Source organism: Kribbella sp. NBC_01510, from assembly GCF_045040325.1.
Lineage (GTDB): Bacteria > Actinomycetota > Actinomycetes > Propionibacteriales > Kribbellaceae > Kribbella.
Genome location: NZ_CP109418.1, coordinates 8116104 through 8135401, shown reverse-complemented (window position 1 = coordinate 8135401; position 19298 = coordinate 8116104). Strand labels below are relative to the sequence as shown.

At 68.4% G+C, this 19298-nt stretch carries 18 protein-coding genes and 1 pseudogene; 5 read left to right on the top strand and 14 right to left on the bottom strand.

Going from position 1 to position 19298, the window contains the following annotated elements; genetic code table 11:
- Positions 1–122 precede the first annotated feature (122 nt).
- Positions 123–419: pseudogene (locus OG558_RS39805) on the bottom strand (FAD-dependent oxidoreductase); the annotation flags it as partial.
- Between the two features lie 63 nt (positions 420–482).
- Positions 483–1148, bottom strand: a complete 666-nt coding sequence (locus OG558_RS39800; protein ID WP_405067640.1) for a hypothetical protein — start codon at positions 1146–1148, stop codon at positions 483–485.
- 21 nt (positions 1149–1169) lie between these two features.
- Between OG558_RS39800 and OG558_RS39795 the strand changes: the two genes are divergently transcribed.
- Positions 1170–1355 carry a hypothetical protein gene (locus OG558_RS39795; RefSeq protein WP_405067639.1) on the top strand — a complete coding sequence of 62 codons (186 nt, stop codon included), beginning with the start codon at positions 1170–1172 and terminating at the stop codon, positions 1353–1355.
- Between the two features lie 106 nt (positions 1356–1461).
- Here OG558_RS39795 and OG558_RS39790 read toward each other — a convergent pair whose 3' ends face one another.
- From OG558_RS39790 to OG558_RS39775, 4 genes are all read right to left on the bottom strand, one after another.
- Entirely contained in the window at positions 1462–2442 is a 981-nt protein-coding gene (locus OG558_RS39790; RefSeq protein WP_405067638.1) for a serine hydrolase domain-containing protein, read from the bottom strand.
- Between the two features lie 70 nt (positions 2443–2512).
- Entirely contained in the window at positions 2513–3322 is an 810-nt protein-coding gene (locus tag OG558_RS39785; RefSeq protein ID WP_405067637.1) for an FAD/NAD(P)-binding protein, read from the bottom strand.
- Between the two features lie 4 nt (positions 3323–3326).
- On the bottom strand, positions 3327–3791 hold the full coding sequence (locus OG558_RS39780; protein ID WP_405067636.1) for a Crp/Fnr family transcriptional regulator: 465 nt from the start codon (positions 3789–3791) through the stop codon (positions 3327–3329).
- Positions 3784–4914 carry a 4Fe-4S dicluster domain-containing protein gene (locus OG558_RS39775; RefSeq protein WP_405067635.1) on the bottom strand — a complete coding sequence of 377 codons (1131 nt, stop codon included), beginning with the start codon at positions 4912–4914 and terminating at the stop codon, positions 3784–3786. The genes OG558_RS39780 and OG558_RS39775 overlap by 8 nt, the downstream gene beginning before the upstream one ends.
- 106 nt (positions 4915–5020) lie before the next feature.
- Between OG558_RS39775 and OG558_RS39770 the strand changes: the two genes are divergently transcribed.
- The 3 genes from OG558_RS39770 to OG558_RS39760 are packed head-to-tail and all read left to right on the top strand — an operon-like array spanning position 5021 to position 7529.
- The gene (locus OG558_RS39770; RefSeq protein WP_329478929.1) at positions 5021–5773 is read left to right on the top strand and encodes a hypothetical protein; all 753 of its coding nucleotides are present in this window, start codon (positions 5021–5023) and stop codon (positions 5771–5773) included.
- Positions 5770–7065, top strand: coding sequence for a Ni/Fe hydrogenase subunit alpha (locus OG558_RS39765; protein ID WP_405067634.1), 1296 nt, complete (start codon positions 5770–5772; stop codon positions 7063–7065). Before OG558_RS39770 ends, OG558_RS39765 begins: the two co-directional genes overlap by 4 nt.
- Positions 7062–7529, top strand: coding sequence for a hydrogenase maturation protease (locus OG558_RS39760; protein WP_329478925.1), 468 nt, complete (start codon positions 7062–7064; stop codon positions 7527–7529). Before OG558_RS39765 ends, OG558_RS39760 begins: the two co-directional genes overlap by 4 nt.
- Before the next feature lie 62 nt (positions 7530–7591).
- Here the strand turns inward: OG558_RS39760 and OG558_RS39755 are convergent, their stop codons facing one another.
- The 3 genes from OG558_RS39755 to OG558_RS39745 form a co-directional block, all read right to left on the bottom strand.
- Positions 7592–8737 (bottom strand): YbhN family protein, encoded by a 1146-nt coding sequence (locus tag OG558_RS39755; protein WP_405067633.1) that lies wholly within the window; start codon positions 8735–8737, stop codon positions 7592–7594.
- 48 nt (positions 8738–8785) lie between these two features.
- A complete protein-coding gene (locus tag OG558_RS39750; RefSeq protein WP_329478920.1) occupies positions 8786–9319 on the bottom strand; it encodes a flavodoxin domain-containing protein in 534 nt (177 codons plus the stop codon).
- A gap of 211 nt (positions 9320–9530) precedes the next feature.
- Positions 9531–10643, bottom strand: coding sequence for an alpha/beta hydrolase (locus tag OG558_RS39745; RefSeq protein ID WP_405067632.1), 1113 nt, complete (start codon positions 10641–10643; stop codon positions 9531–9533).
- Between the two features lie 146 nt (positions 10644–10789).
- Here OG558_RS39745 and OG558_RS39740 point away from each other — a divergent pair, with 146 nt between their 5' ends.
- Positions 10790–11305: a hypothetical protein gene (locus OG558_RS39740; RefSeq protein ID WP_405067631.1), complete on the top strand. Its 516-nt coding sequence runs from the start codon at positions 10790–10792 to the stop codon at positions 11303–11305.
- Here the strand turns inward: OG558_RS39740 and narI are convergent.
- Genes narI through OG558_RS39715 form a run of 5 tightly spaced genes read right to left on the bottom strand, consistent with a single transcriptional unit; the run spans position 11272 to position 19265 of the window.
- A complete protein-coding gene (gene narI / locus OG558_RS39735; protein WP_329478914.1) occupies positions 11272–11985 on the bottom strand; it encodes a respiratory nitrate reductase subunit gamma in 714 nt (237 codons plus the stop codon). The genes OG558_RS39740 and narI overlap by 34 nt on opposite strands.
- A complete protein-coding gene (gene narJ, locus OG558_RS39730; RefSeq protein ID WP_405067630.1) occupies positions 11982–12662 on the bottom strand; it encodes a nitrate reductase molybdenum cofactor assembly chaperone in 681 nt (226 codons plus the stop codon). Before narJ ends, narI begins: the two co-directional genes overlap by 4 nt.
- The gene (narH, locus tag OG558_RS39725; RefSeq protein ID WP_405067629.1) at positions 12659–14287 is read right to left on the bottom strand and encodes a nitrate reductase subunit beta; all 1629 of its coding nucleotides are present in this window, start codon (positions 14285–14287) and stop codon (positions 12659–12661) included. Before narH ends, narJ begins: the two co-directional genes overlap by 4 nt.
- Complete coding sequence (locus OG558_RS39720) at positions 14287–17997, bottom strand: nitrate reductase subunit alpha (protein ID WP_405067628.1); 3711 nt, start codon at positions 17995–17997, stop codon at positions 14287–14289. The genes narH and OG558_RS39720 overlap by 1 nt, the downstream gene beginning before the upstream one ends.
- Positions 17994–19265: a nitrate/nitrite transporter gene (locus tag OG558_RS39715; RefSeq protein ID WP_405067627.1), complete on the bottom strand. Its 1272-nt coding sequence runs from the start codon at positions 19263–19265 to the stop codon at positions 17994–17996. The genes OG558_RS39720 and OG558_RS39715 overlap by 4 nt, the downstream gene beginning before the upstream one ends.
- Positions 19266–19298: the final 33 nt, after the last annotated feature.

Here is a 19298-nt window from a genome sequence, read left to right as displayed (position 1 = left end):
TGGCAGGTTCACCTACCAGCGACCCTGCCGCCGGTGATCGTGAAGCTCATCATCACCAACGCCGTGCGCGAGCGGCTCGTCGAGATCCTCGACGCCGCACTCGTCGATCCGGGCGCGGTGATCTAGCGGTCGCGTCCGTCGGCTTCGAGGAGACGGGGGAGCAGCCTGGTCTGGGAGATGAGTGTCACCTGCGAGCCGAGAGCGCTGAACGCGGTGGCCATTTCGGATCCGACGACATCGCCACCGATGATCGCCAACCGGTCGGGGATGGCCCGGGCGGCCTCGGCTTCTCTGCTCGTCCACGGTGTCACGTCCGCCAGTCCCCGGATGGGCGGCATCTGGGCGCTGCTGCCGGTGGCGATCACGACTGCATGGCGGGCCTGCAGGACAGTGGTCGTGCCGTCGGTGTTAGTGATCGTGACGGTCCGGGTGCGCCGATGATCACCACGTCGAAGGTGGAATCCTGGCTCGGGTGCGTCATCTCAGTTGGCCTTGACTGCGAGGCGGTGCAGACGGATCGCCGAGATCAGGAAGAAGATGCCGCCCAGCACGGCGTATCCGCTGATGCCTGAGACGGACGCCTTCGGCCCGCCGGCCATCAGGATGAAGCTCGAGCCGGCGATGACAGAGATTCCGCCGCTGAGGATCATTGCCCACTGCCCTCCGAGCCGGTAGCGCAGGATCGCGACGATCAACTGCACGATGCCCGCGGTGATCGCCCAGGCACCCCACACCCGCAGAACGCTCGGGATACCGGAGGTGACGGCGACAGCCAATCCGATCGCCGTGAGCAGACTCAGCGCCATGTTGAGGTACAGCGGTGCTCGCGGTCGTGTGGTCCCCGAGGAACGGAAGTCGATCACGGCCGCGGCCACGTCGAACAGCGGATAGATCACCAGGAGGGCGATGCCGGCCGGGTTGAGTGTCGAAGCGGTGAGCATGATCAGGACAGCCCAGATGACGGCGAAAACGAAGCGGACGTAGTACAGGTTTCGCAGCTCTTTGGTGCTGCTGGCGGTCTCGGTTACGGCGCGGGCGTCGATGGCACTGGACATCAGATTCCCGGCTTCCGGGGGTGCGCGTTCCTCAACGCCGCCGCTGAATACCCCGACCCGACCCATCCGGTCCACCAGGCGGTCCTCAGGCACCGGCAATGGTTTCTGGCGACGATGACCGAGCTCTTCTCCGAAACCGGAAAGCCCGACCCCGATCCCGCAGCCCGGCATTTCGTCATGCTGCGAGACGGCGCCATGGCCGCCGGCTGCCTGACCGATCCGAAACCTATCTGTGAGACATTCCTGCGCGGGACCGAAGGACTCCTCAAGTACCGCAGTCGCCACCAATCGGACTACTAGAACCAGCCTCAACGCGGATCACCGTCGGCGAGCCGGGCTGTCGTCCCAGACGGTTCTGAGCGATGGTCGCCCAGGACAGCTGTTCACCAGTACGACATGTCGGTCCTCAAGGTGTGAAGGCGCGGGCGATGGGCCAGGCGCCGGGGGAGGTGTTTGACAGCACGGTGCAGGTGGTGCCGGTGTGTGGGTCGTGCGTGGACTTGAACGACGCGCCGGCGTCGTACCCGACCAGGATCGCCGTGTCGGTGCTCTCGTGCAGCCAGAAGCCGAGACCGTAGCGCCTGGATTCCTCGGGTACGTCGCAGCGCGGCCGTACGACCTCTTCGACCGAATCCACTAGGTCGCCGGCGAAAAGCGCGCGCCAGAAAGTGGAGATGTCGGCGGCGGTGGTGTGGATGCCGCCATCGCCGGTGGCCAGCACCGGCAGGTGGAAGATGTTGGAGCGATCCACACCGTCTATTGGCAGGTAACCCACGGCCGCGTCAGCGGGCAGCTCGTCGGAGCGGAGGAAGTCGGTTCTGGTCATGCCGGCGGGGCGGAGCACCCGTTCCCGGACCAGGTCGTGGTACCCGACGCCGCTGGCCCGCTCCGCCAGCAGGGCGAGGACCACGAAACCACCATTGCAGTAGCCGAAGCGCTCACCGGCCCGGAACTTGGTGGGATGCCCGTCCAGCAGGGGCAGGAACGCCTCGGTGGTAGTCAGCTCGTGCGCCGCGCCGATGAAGTAGTCGGTGATGTCGGTGTCGGCCTCTTCGTCCAGGTAGTCACCGATGCCGGAGGTGTGCGTGAGTAGATGCTCGACGGTCACGTCTCCCGCGATCAGCGGAAGATCCTTGCCGAGCAGGGATCGAGCGGTGGTGCTCAGCTCCAGCACACCGTCATGCACCAGTGAGAGCACCGCCACCGCGGTGAACCCCTTGCTGCCGCTGGCGATACCGAATCTGGTGTCCAGGGAGTTCGGAACGCGGTAGGCACGGTTGGCCAACCCGTAGGCCTTCGCGAACTCGATCTGGCCGGCCCGATCAATCCGGACCACACCGGAGAACCCGGTTTCCTTAGCGATCTTGTCAATATCCCCCTGCGCCATTGCCGCAGATTAACCCAGGTCGCGCGCCTACCTGGAGGCCGTATAGCCACGCCTGTCGTACGGCGGATGCTCACAGTTGCGGTACGGCGAGAAGGGGTTCGACGGTCGCGTAGTCCACGACCGGGCCGTCGCGGCAGATCAGCAGTGGCCCGAGCTGGCAGTGCCCGCACAGCGCGACCCCACACTTCATCGAACGCTCGAGCGACACGCGGATGCGCCCGGCGGGTAGCCGACCGGCGATCAGGACACGTGCACCGAATCGCATCATCGGTTCGGGACCACAGAGGAACGCGACCGTCCGGTCCGGATCGATCCGGAGCCGGGACATCGGCTCGGTGACGAAACCGACCGCGCCGTCCCAGCCCGGCGCGGGGCGGTCGACGGTGAGCTCGACGTCGAGGTCGTCGCGCGCCGCCCAGCGATCCAGCTCGGCGCGGAACAGGAACTCGTCCGGGGTGCGGGCGCCGGCCACCAGCACGATCTTGCGGTACGCCGGCCGTTCCGCCAGCGCCTCCAGCAGCAGCGGACGCAGTGGCGCCAAGCCGATGCCACCGGCCACCACGACGAGATCGTTGCCGGCGGCAGCTTCCGGCGCCCACGCCGTACCGAACGGGCCGCGGACACCGATCACGGATCCGGGCCGGGCGTCGTGCAGGGCCTTGCTGACCGCGCCGACGGACCGGACGGTGTGCACCAGTGTGCCGTCGTCGCCGATGCCACTGATCGAGATCGGCACCTCGCCCACGCCGTACGCGTAGAGCATGGCGAACTGCCCCGGCCGGAACGGGGCCAGCGGGCGGTCGACCGGCTCCAGTCGCAGCGTGGCCGAGTCGCGGGTCTCGACCGTGCGGCTGGTGACGCGGTACCTGACCGGAAGCATCGGTTCAGCCGGCATCGGTACGGCCCTCGTCGTTCGGATTGCCGTAGACGTCCAGCAAACGGGCGCGGGTGGACTGCAGCCGGTCCAGTACGACGACCAGCAGCCGGCGGGTCAGCGCGTAGCCGAGCGAGGGATCCTGGTCGGCGAGCAGCCTGAGCCGCTCGGCGTCGAACGCGGTCGCATGGACGGTGCCGACCGCTCGGGCTCCGAAGTGCCAGCGGTACGGCGGGACGAGCCAGGACCAACCGAGCAGATCGCCAGGTCCGAGAGTCTGGACGACGACATGGCCGCGGCCAGGGACTGCTGTGTCGAGCGCGACGCGGCCGTGCTGGATCAGCCAGCAACAGTTGGCCGCGCCATCCTCGTCGAACAGCCGCACGCCGTCGTCGTAGTCCACCTCGTGGGCTGTGCTGAGCAGCATCTCCCGCTCGTGCGGACCGAGGGTGTCGAACAAGCCGATGCTAGGCATCAGCGGACTCGCCGGCCGCTGCCGTCGCGGCGAGCCGGCCCACTTCCTCGGTCAGGTCGATACCGACAGGGCACCAGGCGATACACCGGCCACATCCGACGCACCCTGACCCGCCGAACTGGTCGTACCAGGTGCCGAGCTTGTGGGTGAGCCACTGCCGGTAGCGGCTCTCGCCGGAGCTGCGGACGCTGCCACCATGCAGGTAAGAGAAGTCGAGCTCGAAGCACGACTGCCAGCGTTGCCAGCGTTCGGTGTGGTCCCCGGTGAGGTCGGTGACATCCTCGGTGGTGGTGCAGAAGCAGGTCGGACAGACCATCGTGCAGTTGCCGCAGGTCAGGCACCGTTCGGCGACGTCCTCCCAGTGCGTCGAATCCCGGCTGCCGGCCAGCAGGGCCCGCAGGTCGACCTCGGGCATCGCCCGGCCCATCCGGTGTGCGGCGGCCTCGACCTCCGTGCGGGCGCGGTCGGTCTCGTCCGCCGCGGCGTCGCGGTGGTCCAGCCGGCCGAGCAGGTCGGCGCCGGCTTCGGTGCCGGTCTCGACCAGGAACCGGTGGCTGTCGGCCGGTCCCGACGCCGTTAGTTCGGTAAGCGTCAGATCGGCCCCCGGTCCGGCCCCGGGGCCGGTGCCCATCGAGGCACAGAAGCACACCTCGCCGGGTTCGGTGCAGTTCACCGCCACGACGAACAACGACCGGTGCCGTGCCTCGAACGACCCGTCCGGATGGCTGCCGCCGCCGAGCACACCGTGAAGCTTCGCGATCGCGGCCAGATCACAACCCCGAACGCCGAGCAGCGCGTACCGCGGTGTCTCCTCGTCGGCGGCGCGGAACGAGCCGTCCTCGTCGGTGGACCACAGCTTGCGGCGGGCCGGATGCAGGAACGTCTTCCAGGACTGCGGACCGGCGGAGTGGGCGAACATCGCGTCGTCCTCACGCGGCCGCAACCGGTAGTAGCCCGGACCTGTCTCGACGCCCCAGCCGGCGGGCAGTTGGCCGGCGTCGGTGAGCTCGGCCAGCACGATCGCGCTGCCGGACACGGTCGGCCCGATCACCTGATAGCCATCGCCGATCAGCACCTGGACGAGAGCGCCGAGGCCGTCGGTGTCGATGATCGATTGACCCATACCGCGATCGTCCTGGTGGCCGCCGTACCGGCCCCAGGGCCGAAGGTCCCGGGCGGCGCGGTCTTCGGTCCCTGGCGGCGCCGTCGGTCGCCCTGGTGTGCTCACGATGATGAATACTCCGACGCTTGCGGTTTTCAAGCTCGCCTCGTGTGACGGTTGCCAGCTCACCGTGCTGGACTGCGAGGACGAGCTGCTCACGCTGGCCGGGCGGGTGCGGATCGCGCACTTCCTGGAGGCGTCGAGCGCGGTGCTGCCCGGTCCGTACGACGTGGCACTGGTCGAGGGCTCGATCACCACGGCAGCCGACGCCGAGCGGATCCAGCGGATCCGGGCCGAGTCGCGGGTGCTGGTGGCGATCGGTGCCTGCGCGACGGCCGGCGGGATCCAGGCGCTGCGCAACTTCGGCGACGTCGCCGAGTTCGCGTCGGTGGTGTACGCCCGGCCGGACTACATCGAGACCCTCGCCACCTCGACGGCGGTCGCGGACCACGTCCGGGTCGACTTCGAGCTGCGCGGCTGCCCGATCGACCGCCGCCAGCTGCTCGAGGTGCTGACTGCCTTCCTGGCGGGCCGCAAGCCGGATCTGCCCGACACCTCCGTGTGCACCGAGTGCAAGCGCCGTGGCCTGACCTGCGTGATGGTCGCCGACGGCACGCCGTGCCTCGGCCCGGTCACCCATGCCGGGTGCGGAGCGCTGTGCCCGGCGTACCGGCGTGGATGTTTCGGCTGCTTCGGCCCGATGGCGAAGCCCAACGTGGCGGCGCTGCTCCCGCGACTGCGGGAGGCCGGGATGACCGACGACGAGGTCGACCGGGTCTTCCTGACGTTCAACGCGGCTGCCGGCGGGTGGTCCTCGTGAACCATCGCGCCAGGCAGCTGAACGTCAGCTCGCTCGCCCGCGTCGAGGGGGAGGGTGCGCTACGAGTCACGGTTCGCGACGGAGTGGTGGAGCGCGCGGACCTGCAGATCTACGAACCGCCGCGATTCTTCGAGGCCTTGCTGCGCGGGCGAGGCTACACCGAGCCGCCCGACATCACGGCACGGATCTGCGGCATCTGCCCGGTCGCCTACCAGACGAGCGCGTGCACCGCGATCGAGGACGCCTGCGGAGTGCGGGTCGGCGGCCCGATCGGTGAGCTGCGCCGCTTGCTGTACTGCGGCGAATGGATCTCCAGTCACGCGCTACACATCTACTTGCTGCATGCGCCGGACTTCCTCGGCTACCCGGACGCGATCGCACTGGCCACCGCCCATCGCGACATCGTCGAACGTGGGCTGGCCCTGAAGAAGGCCGGCAACGCGATCCTGGAGCTGGTCGGCGGCCGGCCGATCCACCCGATCAACGTTCGCGTCGGCGGCTTCTACTCCGCACCAGGCAGAGACCGGCTGGACGCGCTGGCCGCGCAGTTGCGGCCGGCGCTCGAGGCCGCGATCGCCACGGTGCACTGGGTGGCCGGATTCGACTTCCCGGACCTGGAGCTGGACCACGAGTTGCTCGCTGTCCACGACCCGGCCCGGTACGCGATCGAGGGCGGCACGACGCTGCGTCGCAGTGACGGGCCTGCGTTCGGAGTCGACGCCTTCAGCGACCATGTGGTCGAGGAGCAGGTACGACACTCGACTGCGCTGCACGCCGCCCTCGACGGCCGCCGGTACCTCACCGGGCCGCTGGCTCGATACACCCTCAACCACGAGCGCCTGTCACCACTGGCTCGCGAGCTCGCGGCCGGCGCGGGACTCGGCAGCGAGTGCCGCAACCCGTTTCGCAGCATCGTGGTCCGTGCCGTCGAGACCGTGTACGCGGTCGAGGAAGCATTGCGGTTGATCGAGTCGTACCAGCCGCCGGAGCCGCCGTACGTCGGCGTTCGGGCACGAGACGGGGTCGGGCACGGTGTCAGCGAAGCGCCGCGTGGCCTGCTCTACCACCGCTACGCGATCGGCGCCGACGGCCTGGTCCGGTCGGCGACGATCGTGCCGCCGACATCGCAGAACCAGGCCGCCATCGAGGAAGACCTCCGCCGGGTCGTCTCGGCCCATCTGGATCTCGGTGACGAAGCGCTGACCGCGCTGTGCGAGCGGACGATCCGCAACTACGACCCGTGCATCTCCTGCTCGACGCACTTCCTCGAGCTCTCCGTGGAGCGGCTGTGAAAGCACCGGTCGTGATCGGCATCGGCAACGAGTACCGTCGCGACGACGGTGTCGGCCCCGCACTCGTCGCCGCGCTCGAGGAGTATCGGCCAACCGGTGTGCGGCTGATCGTGTCCGACGGCGAACCGGCGCGGCTGATCGAGGATTGGGCCGGCGCCCCACTCGCCGTGGTGGTCGACGCCGTGCTGTGCGAGCCGTCGACGCCCGGCGAGATCCATCGCACCGACCTGCGCGGTCTGGCCGCGGTCGTCCGCGCGCGTCCAGCCGGCTCGCACGGCCTCGGTATCCCTGATGCGGTGCGGCTCGCCGAGGCGCTGGACCGGCTGCCGGAACGGCTGATCGTCTACGCGGTCGAGGCCACCGACGTTGCCTTCGGCACCGACCTGTCGGCGCCGGTCGCCGCCGCATTGCCTCGGCTGGTGACGGCCGTACTGACCGAACTGGGGTTGCGTCCGCGAGGATGACGAGCCCGCGACGAGGGAGTTCCCCTCTGCCGGTCATCTCCGGTCACCGACCGGCTCGCCGACTACCTGCTGTTCCTCCGCGACTGGCCGCTCGATGTCGTGTCGCGGCCGGCCGGGACCGCCGTACCTTTGTGGTGGGTTGGGGTGGCGACTCTGTCGCGCCAGCCTGGGGTGCGCAGGGACAGGTAGCAGAGGCCGGCTACGGGGACGGGGATCCAGAACTGGAAGAGCCGCCAGGAGACGACCGCGATGACGGCGACCCCGCCGGGGACGCCGAGACCGATCAGGCCCGGGATGAGGACGCCTTCGATGATGCCGAGGCCGCCGGGGGTGATCGGCAGCACCGCGAGCAGGCTGGCGATGCTGTAGGCGAGCACCAGCGAGGCCGGGTTCATCGGGTGTCCGAAGGCGATCAGGAAGAACCAGAGAGCTGCCGCGTCGAGCAGCCAGTTGAGCGTCGCCCAGGTCAGGAAGGATCTGCGGACCTCTCGGTCCGACAGCAGCTCACGAAGCTGGGTTGCGATCTCACGAGCGCGGGGACGCCAGCGCCGGGGGAGCCGGCGAAGAGCGAAGCGGAGGACGGCGGCAGCGCCGGCAGCCATCCGTGAACGCTCCCGGGTGGCAATGACGCCGCTTCCCGCAAGCACAGCGCCGATGAGCCAGAGGATCAGATAGGGCGCGGTCGGACCGGAGAAGATCAGGGTGGGAATCAGTGCTACCCAGAGGACGGCGGCAAGAGCCACCGCACACCCGACGCCCTGTACTGCGATTGCCGCGGCGACGTCGGTCGGCGCCGCGCCACCGGAGACCAGAAGCCGATAGCGGAGCGCCGTCGTCGTCGCGCCACCGCCCGGCACGATGTGTCCGATGCCGTAGCCCGTCAGATCGCTGCGCAGGAGCCAGCCGAAGCCTGCCGGCCGCTCGCGGAGCACGCTACGGGTACTCAGCGAGTAGCACACCAGGCTCATCGCTTCGAACGCGATTCCGGCGCCGACCCACCATGGATCGACCTGTCGCAGCAGGCGCAGCGATTGCTGGGTGCCGGCCATTCTCGGCAGCACGACGTAGTCGACGACCGCGATGAGGATCAGCAGCCCGATCGCGCTGCGGCCCCAGGCCAGCGCCGTTCTGGCCGCTCGCCCGGCCGCTGTGCGTCGCGGGAGTCGGGGATCAGCCGCCTTACTTGCCTGCGGCGACAGGTGCGCCATTGCCGGCTGCTTCGGCCAGGTCGAGGGCCAACGTGATCATCTCGCTCCTCAGGTCATCCGGCCCGTCGGCGGCGACGGTTGTACTCGCGACGCCTCCAGAGCGGTGGCGATTTCGCCGGACCAGGCGCGGATCTCGGGCCAGTCCCTGGAGTCGCCGATCAGCTGGTCGAGTTCTGCGCGGTGGGAACGGACTCCGGCGACGGCGTCGGCTTGGAGGTCCCCGGCGAACGTCTTGACCGGAGCGGCCTGGATGAGGCCGGCCAGTCGGGCGACGTCGGGTGGGACGGGCTGGTCCTGGTCCTTGCTCGGACCGATCGGGCCGCTGTGGAAGAGCCAGACCGGCCGGCTGCGGAGTTGCCGCTCGTGATCGCGGAGGAAGCGGACAGCCTCGGAGCGCCAGCGTCCCTTGTAGATCGCGCTGCCGACGATCACGGCGTCGTACTCGCTGACGGCCAGGACGGCGCCGATCTCGTGGACGTCGACCTGGTGGCCGGCGGCGCGGAGCTCAGAGCCGATCACCCCCGCAATAGTTGCGGTCGCGCCCATCTTGGTGGCGTAGGCGATCAATACCTTTCGGGTCATCACACATCTCCTTCCGTCAGCACGCGAAGAGGCTCACGTGCCGCTCGTCGTGCGAGTCGAGGTCCGCGGTGAGTCGGCTGCCGCCGATAGTTCCGTCGCGGTACTCACGTACTCACGTACTCATCGTGGTTCCGGCGACAGGCCCGCGTCAGAGTCTTTCTGCCTGGATTGCCTGGGCCGCAAAGTCGGTTGGTCGGCGTCCGTCGTGCCGTTATGGCGAGACCTTGTTTCCTTCGAGGTGGAGTGCGGTTGCGAGGAACGCGGTGACGCGGTGTTCCCACTCGCGCGGGTGGGTTCGCAGGGCCTGGGTGTGTCCGGTGCCAGGGACGATCCACAAGTCGACGCTGCCGGCGGCCGCGGACCGGATGTAGCGGGCTGCGCTGCCCTCGTCGGCACGGTCACCGGCAGCGATGAGCAGCACTTTTCGTGGCGCGGTCGCAGCGACCGCATCGCGCAGCGCCGGTGGTCGATCTGCGGCCGTGAGCAGGCCCGTGATGCCGTAGGTCAGCCAGTCGAGGCCCTCCTGAAGGGTGCCGCGCCAGCCGTATTCGCCGGACAACCACGCTCGGTCGGCAGGTACTCGATGGGTCGCGCCTTCGGCGACGACTGCGCGGATCCTCCGGTCACGTGCCGCCGCGCCGATCGCTTCCTCGCCGCCCATCGACAACCCGACCGCCGCGATCAGGTCGTGATCGACGTCCGTTCGCGTCTGAAGGAACGACACGGCCGCGGCGACGTCCTGATCGCCGTACCAACCGAAGTCCATGGCTCGTCCGTCGCTGCGGCCATGACCGCGTGCGTCGAAGAGCAGTACGCCGTACCCGTGATGCGCCAGCACGACGGCGTGATCGAGCACGCTCGAGCGGGTCGAGCCCGCCCCATGGAGCAGGACAACGGCCGCGTGGTTTCGCGACGGGATGTACCAGCCGGCGAGCGCGACCCCGTCCGCGGTCGGGAACGTGACTTCGGCAAACGTCAGACCGCGGTCCGCCGGAGTTGTCGAGCCGACGGTCGTCGGAGGCACGGTGGTCGCGGCAACCGCCTGACCGATCGTCAGCGCTGCGATGACCACAGCGGCGAGAAGGACGGGCACAACCAGGATGCGGCGCCAGCTCCGGGTGGCGCGGACCAGGATCACCCCGCTGACGGCAATCAGGGCCAGACCGGCTGCCAGGAGGGCGAGGCCGACGACGGTGATGGGATGGAAGCCGGCCTTCGCCAGGTACGGCAGGCCGACGCCGATCCCGACTCCGAGTACGAGACATCCGGCGCTGAACACCAGGCTGCCTCGGACGATCCGTGGGCGGGCACCGATTCGCTTCACCTCGCGTCACCTCCGCCGTCCGCTCCCAGGTTCTGTCGGGGCGCACTCGCCACCCAGGGCCGCAGGTCCTGACACAGCGGGGACAACCGACCCTGCCGCCGGGGCGGGTCCAGCGGGAGTGTGGAGTCGAGTGGAAAGGGTGCCTCATGACACGAACGCCTCACCTGCAGCCCGCTCGGAGGCGACTACGGCCGATACTGCTCGGTCTTGGCGTGGTCGTCGGGGTCGCCGTTGGGTTCGGTTTGTTCCGCAAGTACGGCGGTCGAGCGCGGGACGCCAGTTCGTTCGCGATGTTCGGCGAGACCAAGACCACGGTTGAGCATCTGACGAGTGCCGATGCCACGGCGGTGTTCGGCGCGGTCACGCTCGACCTGCGAGAGGCTCAGATCGACGAGGAAGCGACAGTCGACTGCTTCGCGCTCTTCGGTGGTATCGACGTTCTGGTGCCCAAGCGGTGGCGGCTCGCGTTGTCAGGCACGCCGATCTTCGGGGGAGTCGAGGACAAGACCAGCCAGGACGAGCCGCTGCCGGCCGAAGCACCCGTCCTCCTCGTCAACGCGGTCGCGATGTTCGGCGGGGTCGCGGTCGCGAACGAGCCAGGCGACGCGACCCTCAGGGCCAAGGGTCGTCAGGGGTTGTCCCAGCCGCGGCGCGGAGAGTGAGTGGCGGTCTGCTGGTCGCGGCTGCGGTAGACGATGTAGGGCCTGGTCAGGTAGCCGAGCGGGGCGCTGAAGACGTGGACCAGGCGGGTGAAGGGCCAGAGGGCGAAGAGGGTGATGGCGACGAGGCCGTGGAGCTGGAAGGTGAGGGGAGCCGCGGCCATCAGGTCGGGGTGGACGTCGAAGCGGAAGAGGCCGCGGAACCAGATCGAGACGCCGTCGCGGTAGTCGTAGTGACCGAAGATGTTCGCGATCACCGTGTTCACGAGGCCGAGCACTATGACGGTGGCGAGGAACAGGTACATGACCTTGTCCATCCGGGTGGTCGCCGAGAACACCGGTCCGACCGTGCGCCGGCGGTAGATGAGGATGGCCAGGCCGGCGACCGTGCAGAAGCCGGCGATCGCGCCGATCGAGACGGCGAGGAAGTGGTAGAGACCCTCCGAGATGCCGACCGCCTCGGTCCAGGACTTCGGTACGCCGAGACCGATCACGTGCCCGAGGAACACGCCCAGGATGCCGAAGTGGAACAGCGGGCTGCCCCAGCGCAGCAGTCTGTTCTCGTACAGCTGCGAGGACCGGGTGGTCCAGCCGAACTTGTCGTAGCGGTAGCGCCAGAAGTGCCCGGCCACGAAGATCGTCAGGCAGATGTAGGGATAGACCACCCACAGGAACTCGCTCATCGGCGTGCTCCGGGAAACGTTGGCATCGGCAACGGTTGGATCGCCGGGTCGAAGGCCGGTGTCGCGTACGGCGTGAGTCCGACCTCCTCCTGCGGTGGGCCTTCGGCGGCGAGGCGGTCGATCGCGGCGCGTTCGTCACCAGCAAGCGGCGGCAGTGTCGCGGTGATCCCCTGTACGGCGCCGTGCCAGGCGGACCCGGCGTCCGCGAGAGCCAGCCGGAGGATCTCGAGACCCGCGCGATGATCGATCAGCAAGCGCCACCCGAGTCGCTGGTCGACGGTCGCCGCATACTCCAGCACGACACAGAGGTGATCGGGCAGCTCGGTATCGTCCAGCACGAAGCCGGACCGCAGGTAGGTCTGCTTGAAGCGCAAGAGTGCGACTCCACGACGCCTGGTGTCTCCGTGGGCGAAGTAGGTCAGGTAGAGGTTGTGCCGTCGCCGGTTGTCGAACGTGTCGACGTACCGCTGCTGGAGCGTGGACAAGTCTTCGGATGCGAGCTCTTGAGCGGTGGCGCGCAGCGGATCCCCGACGGTCCGGGGGAGTTGGGCCGCTCCCTGCCGGATGAGTTGCAGCCGTGAGAGCAGTTCGTCATCGGGGTAGTCGAGCAGCAGCGATGCTGCCTGCCAGGCGATGGTGAGGTCGCGAGGGGGCAGTTGCGGGTTCGGGTACTTCATGGCTGATCGGCCTTCGGTGGGAAGAGGCCGTCCGGCTTGCCCTTGCCGTCCCAGTTCAGCAGGTTGACCCGGTCGGCGGTCTGCCGGTCCTTCAGCATCTGGAAGTTCTCGACCGCGATCGGGGTCGGTACGCCGGAACCCTCGCCGAACGGGCCCGATCCACCCATGCCCGGTCCACCTTCGTAGTCGAGCGAGCACTCGGTCGCCAACTCTTCCAGCGCATGCGCCTGCTCGGCGTGCGCCGGTGGGATCACGTAGCGTTCGTCGTACTTGGCCAGTGCGAGCAGCCGGTACATGTCGTACATGTCCTCTTCAGTCATGCCGACCGCGTGGGGGATGCCGCCGTCGGGGTCGCGGCCGAGGTTGATGTCACGCATGTACGAGCGCATCGCGGCGAGCTTGCGCAGGACGAGGTCGACAGGCTGTACGTCGCCTGCTGTGAACAACTCGGCCAAGTACTCGATCGGGATCCGCAACGCGTCGATAGCGGCGAACAGGTTCTCCCGCATCTCGGCGTCCTCGCCGGTCTCCCTGACGACGTCGACGACGGGAGACAGGGGCGGGATGTACCAGACCATCGGCAGGGTTCGGTACTCCGGATGCAGCGGCAGAGCGACCTGGTAGCGGTTGATCAACGCGTACACGGGCGATCGTCGAGCGGCCTCGATCCAGTCGTGCGGGATCCCGGCCCGCTCGGCTTCGCGTCGTACGTCGGGGTCCGAGGGATCGAGGAACACGTCCCGCTGGGCTTCGTAGAGTCCGTGCTCGTCCGGTGTCGACGCGGCGGCTAGGACCTTGTCGGCGTCGTACAGCATCAGGCCGAGGTAGCGCAGCCGGCCGACACACGTCTCCGAGCAGACCGTCGGCAGGCCGACTTCCACCCGCGGGAAGCAGAACGTGCACTTCTCCGCCTTGCCGGTGCGGTGGTTGAAGTAGACCTTCTTGTACGGGCAACCGGAGATGCACATCCGCCAGCCGCGGCAGCGGTCCTGGTCGACGAGCACGATGCCGTCCTCGGACCGCTTGTAGATGGCCCCGCTCGGACAGGACGCGGCGCACGACGGGTTCAGGCAGTGCTCGCAGATCCGCGGCAGGTAGAACATGAAGGTCTGCTCGAACTCGAACTTGACCTTGTCGCCGACCTTCTTCAGCACCGGGTCTCGCTCTGCCGTCGCGGCCGAGCCACCGAGATCGTCGTCCCAGTTCGCCGACCAGGACACCTTCATGTTCTGCCCGGAGATCAGCGACTTCGGCCGGGCCACAGGAGTGTGCTGCTGGGCGGGCGCATCGGTCAGCGTCGCGTAGTCGTAGGTCCAGGGCTCGTAGTAGTCCTGAATGGACGGCATCTTCGGGTTGGAGAAGATGGTCAAGAGTTTCTTCAACCGCCCACCTGCCTTGAGCGTGAGCCGGCCGCGCTTGGTGAGCGTCCAGCCGCCCTTCCACGTCTCTTGGTCCTCGTAGGTCCGTGGATAGCCCTGGCCGGGCCGGGTCTCGACGTTGTTGAACCAGACGTACTCGGTGCCGGGGCGGTTGGTCCAGGCCTGCTTGCAGGTGACCGAGCAGGTGTGGCAGCCGATGCACTTGTCGAGGTTCATCACCATCGCCATCTGCGCCATGACTCGCATCAGTAGGTCACCTCCTGGGAGCGCCGCCGGATCACGGTGACCTCGTCTCTCTGGTTCCCTGTCGGCCCCAGGTAGTTGAAGGCGAAGGACAGTTGGGCATACCCGCCGATCAGATGTGTCGGCTTGATCAGCAGCCGGGTCAGCGAGTTGTGGATTCCGCCGCGCTTCTTCGACGTCTCCGCGATCGGTACGTCGATCAGCCGGTCCTGCGCGTGATGCATATACACCGTGCCTTCGGGCATCCGGTGCGAGACGATCGCGCGGGCCACGACGACGCCGTTGCGGTTGACCGCCTCGATCCAGTCGTTGTCAGCGATGCCGACCTTGGCGGCGTCCTTGTCGCTCATCCAGATCGTCTGGCCGCCGCGCGACAGCGACAGCATGAACAGGTTGTCCTGGTACTCCGAGTGGATCGACCACTTGCTGTGCGGCGTCAGGTAGCGAACCGTCACGCCGTGCTCGGTGACCGAGCCGATCTCCGGTTCGGCGAACAGCGCGCCCATGTCGAGTGGTGGACGGTACACAGGCAGGTTCTCGCCGAGCTCTGCCATCCAGTCGTGGTCCAGGAAGAAGTGCTGGCGACCGGTGAGCGTGTGCCAGGGCTTGAGTCGTTCGACGTTGATGGTGAACGGCGAGTACCGCCGGCCGCCGGTCTCTGAGCCCGACCACTCCGGAGAGGTGATGACCGGCACCGGAGCGGCCTGGGTGTCGGCGAACGTGATGCGCTTGCCCTCGTGCTCGGCGGCCAGATCGTGCAGGGGTTTGCCGACCCGGGTCTCGAGTGTCTTGAAGCCCTCGGTGGCGAGGCGGCCGTTCGTCGTACCCGAGAGGGCCAGGATCGCCTCGCAGGCGTGGATGTCGCGCTTCAGTGTCGGTCGGCCGTCGGCCGGGCCGCCGCGGACAGCGCCGTTCTTAGCGCGCAGGTAGTCGACCGGCTCGGTCACGTCGTAGGTGACGCCCTTGGTTGTCGCGCCGAGCTTCTCCATCAGCGGGCCGAGGGCGGACATCTTGGCGGCAACGGCACCGTAGTCGCGTTCGACCTCGACGAGCTTCGGCATCGTGACACCGGGGATCGGGTCGCAGTCGCCGGCCTTCCAATCGCGAACGATGCCGTGCGGATTCGCCAGCTCGTCCGGCGTGTCGTGCAGGAGTGGTACGGCGACGACGTCGCGGCGTACGCCGAGATGCTCCTGGGCCAGCTCGCTGAACTTCTCCGCGATCGTCTGCCACGCGTCCCAGTCGGTGCGCGTCTGCCACGGCGGCGCGATCGCGGGGTTGAAGGAGTGGATGAACGGATGCATGTCGGTGGTGTTGAGGTCGTGCTTCTCGTACCACGTCGCCGCCGGCAGGACGACATCGGAGAAGAGCGTCGTACTGGTCTGCCGGAAGTCCAGCGTCAGCAGGAGATCCAGCTTCCCGCGCGGTGCCTCGTCGTGCCACTCCACCTCGCGCGGGCGGCTGCCCGCCGGTGCCTCGCCGGCTCGCAGCGACGAGCCGGCGCCGAGGAGGTGCTCGAGGAAGTACTCGTTGCCCTTGGCCGACGAGCCGAGCAGGTTGGCCCGCCAGATCGACAGGATCCGCGGGAAGTTCTCGGGCGAGTCCGGGTCCTCGCAGGCGAACCGGAGCGCTCCGGTCTTGAGTTGGTCGAGGACGTGCTCGGCGACCGGTCGTCCCGCGGCCTGCGCCTCGTCGGCGAGGTCATGCGGATTGCGGTTGAACGTCGGGTACGACGGCATCCAGCCGAGCCGGGCGCTGAGCGCGATCAGGTCGGCGGTGGTCTTCCCGGCCAGTTGTCCCTGTCCCGTCGTCGCGGCCAATGTGTCCGCACCGAACGGGTCGTAGCGGAACTGGTCGGTGTGCAGGTACCAGTAGGCGGTCTGGATCATCTGCCGTGGCGGCCGTGACCAGTCGAGCCCGAACGCGAGCTGAGCCCAGCCGGTGATCGGGCGGCATTTCTCCTGCCCGACGTAGTGAGCCCAGCCGCCGCCGTTCACACCCTGGCAGCCGGTCAGCGTGGTCAGCGCCAGGAACGCGCGGTAGATGGTGTCGGAGTGGAACCAGTGGTTCGTGCCGGCGCCCATCACGATCATCGAGCGGCCGCGGGAGTCCTCAGCGTTCTGCGCGAACTCGCGCGCGATGCGGGCAGCCGCAGCCGCCGGAACACCGGTGATGCGCTCTTGCCAGGCCGGAGTGTACGGCGCGAGGTCGTCGTACGAACTGGGCCAGTCGCCGGGCAGTCCGGGGCGGGCGACGCCGTACTGGGCGAGCATCAGGTCGTAGACCGTCGCGACGAGGTGTCCGCCGATCCGCCGCGCCGGGACGCCACGGATGAGGTCACCGGCCGCCCCGTCACCGGTGTCGAACCGCGGCAGCCGGAGCAGCACAGGCTCGGCGTCCCCGCCGGCCAGCGACAGCGCCGGATCCACCGGGCCAAGGTCGAGATTCCACTTGCCTTGGCCGGCCTCGCCGAAGCGGTGACCGAGCGAACCGTTCGGTACGACGGGCCGGCCGGTGGCCGAGTCCAGCACCACGGTCTTGAAGTCGGCGTTCTCCTCCGGGAGGTCCGGGAGATCGGCCGCGGTGAGGAACTTGCCCGGCCGGTGCACACCGTTGCCTACGGCATCGAGCCGGACCAGGTAGGGGAGGTCGGTGTAGGTCTTGGCGTAGCGGGTGAAGTACGGCGTCTCGCGATCGACGAAGAACTCCTTCAGGATCACGTGTCCCATCGCCATCGCCAGCGCGCCGTCCGTACCGGGTGCCGCGGGCAACCACTCGTCGGCGAACTTCACGTTGTCCGCGTAGTCCGGTGACACCGCGATGACCTTCTGGCCGCGGTAGCGCGCCTCGGCCATCCAGTGCGCATCCGGCGTTCTGGTGACCGGCAGGTTCGAACCCCACATGATCAGGTAGCCGGCGTCCCACCAGTCTCCGGATTCGGGTACGTCGGTCTGGTCGCCGAACACCTGTGGTGAGGCCACCGGGAGGTCGGCGTACCAGTCGTAGAACGACAGCATCGTGCCGCCGATCAGCGACGTGAACCGGGCGCCCGAGGCGTGCGACACCATCGACATCGCCGGGATCGGCGAGAACCCGGCGATCCGGTCGGGTCCCCACTTCTTCAGCGTGTGCACGTACGCGGCAGCGACGAGCTCGGTGGCCTCGTCCCAGGTCGCCCGGACGAGTCCGCCCTTGCCACGAGCGGACTTGTACTTTTGTGCGAGCGTTGGATTGTCGACAATGTGCTCCCAGGCGGCGACCGGATCGCCGCCGTACTGGGACTTGGCCTCGCGGTACATCTGCAGCAGCACGCCACGGATGTAGGGGTAGCGGATGCGCGTGGGGGAGTAGGTGTACCAGGAGAAGGCGGCGCCGCGTGGGCAGCCGCGGGGCTCGTACTCCGGCTTGTCGGGACCGACGGAGGGGTAGTCGGTCTGCTGCGTCTCCCAGGTGATGATGCCGTCCTTGACGTACACCTTCCATGAGCAGGAGCCGGTGCAGTTCACCCCATGGGTGGAGCGCACGACCTTGTCATGACTCCAGCGATCCCGGTAGAAGTCGTCGGCGCTCCGGCCACCGATCTTGTGCAGGGTGCGCAGGTCGTCGGAGACCACGCCCCTGGTGAAGTAGCGCCGAGTCCGGACCAGGGCCTCGCTGAGCCCGCCATCCAGGCCGATGGCCGAGGCGTCCTTCGAGCCGTCCCCAGTGCTCATGCAGCTCCCTCGCTAGTCGCTGTGCGGTGCTCGTGACGCGTCGGGTCGGCCGTCCTTCTCACGATCGTCAGGGTCAGCAGCAACGTCAAGGCCGCAGTGACCGACAGCAACGTCAGGCCGATGCCGTACGACTGGGTGCGGCCGTAGACGTAGCCCATGATCAGCGGGGGGACGAAGCCACCGAGGCCGCCGGCCGCACCGACGAGGCCGGTCACGCCGCCGACCCGGGCCGGGTCGGTGACCTTCGCGACGAGTGCGAAAGTGGCTCCGCTGCCACCGCCGAGAGCGGCGGCCATGGACAGGAACGCGGCGGTGCCGACGTGCTCGAGCAGGGGCGTGGTGGCGGCGACCGCCGCGCCCCCGGCGACGATCGCGTAGCAGCCGGCGAGAACGGGCACCGGTCCGAACCGGTCCGACAGCCAGCCGCCGAGCGGTCGCATCAGGACGGCGACCACGACGAAGCCGGCCATCCGGTTCGCCGCGTCGGCGGCGCTCAGGTCGTACGCAGTCTTCAGGTACGACGGCAGGTAGACCGAGAAGGCTACATAGCCGCCGAACGCCACGGCGTACAAGATGCAGGCCTGCCAGCTGATCGGGAGCTTGGCGTTCGCCACCAGCCGGGTCACGAACGATCCCTGCGCCGGACGCCGGTTCGGCGCGTCCCGCAGTACCAGCCACGCCAGTACGGCGTACCCGGCCATGACGCAGGCCGTGATCACGAACGGAACCCGGTGGCCGGCATTGCTGTACAGCTTCACGGTGGTCAGCGCGCTGATCGCCGTACCGCCCATGCCCGCGCCGAAGATGCCGACCGCGAGACCTTTGCGCTCCGGCGGGAACCAGGCACTCACGAACGGCACGCCGACCGCGAACGCGGTCCCGCCGATGCCGAGGAAGAAACCGCCGATCAGCAACGCGCCGTACGAATCCAGCCCGAAGAAGCCGATGAACAGGATCGGCACGATGGTCGCGGCGGTGACCAGCGGGAACATCACCCGCCCGCCGAACCGGTCCGTCAGTGCACCGACCGGGATACGGCCGAGCGAGCCGACCAACACTGGTACGGCAACCAGCAGCGCGACATCCGACTCCGACAACCGGCCGAGCGTGCCCTGGGTCCGAAACAACGGTCCGAGCGGACTCAGCAGCGCCCAGGCCCAGAAGTTGACCGCGAACCCCACGGTCGCAACCGCCAGCATCACCCAGGGCGAAGCGGACCGCGGACCGATTGCTCGTCCTGCCACGTCGTCGACGCTGATCTTGTTCATCGCAGGTGCCTCCAAGCCAGTGTCAGGTGTCGA